This is a genomic window from Cognatundibacterium luofuense, from assembly GCF_018139685.1.
Lineage (GTDB): Bacteria > Pseudomonadota > Gammaproteobacteria > Burkholderiales > Burkholderiaceae_D > Undibacterium > Undibacterium luofuense.
In genome coordinates this window covers 1-420 of record NZ_JAGSPN010000191.1, presented here as the reverse complement: position 1 = coordinate 420, position 420 = coordinate 1, and the positions used below count along the sequence as shown (strand labels likewise).

Annotated in this window: 1 protein-coding gene; it reads left to right on the top strand. The window is 55.7% G+C overall.

Features of this window, described 5'->3' with window-relative positions:
• Positions 1-420 (top strand): fibronectin type III domain-containing protein (locus KDM89_RS19980; RefSeq protein ID WP_212689626.1); only part of this gene is annotated, 420 nt, incomplete at both ends.

Sequence of the window (420 nt, the reverse complement as noted above, 5' to 3'; positions counted from 1 at the left end):
GCAGCACACTGACCTTTGTGACGACAGGCAACTGTACGATCAATGCGAATCAGGCAGGTGACGGTACATACAATGCAGCGACCCAGGTACAGCAAACCTTCGCGGTTGCTGCGGTGGTTCCGGGTGCACCGACCAGTGTCAGTGCAACAGCAGGTACTGGTTCAGCAACAGTGACCTTTACTGCACCGGCTTCGAATGGTGGTGCACCGGTCACAGGTTATACCGTGACGGTCAGCCCGGGTGGTGTAACAGTGAGCGGTGTTTCCAGTCCGATCAATGTGACTGGCTTAACGAACGGCACGGCATACACCTTTACAGTGACCGCCACGAACAGTGCCGGTACAGGCAGTGCATCGTCCGCATCGACAGCGGTGACACCGAAAGCTGCTCAGACTATTACCTTTAATAATCCGGGCAGTC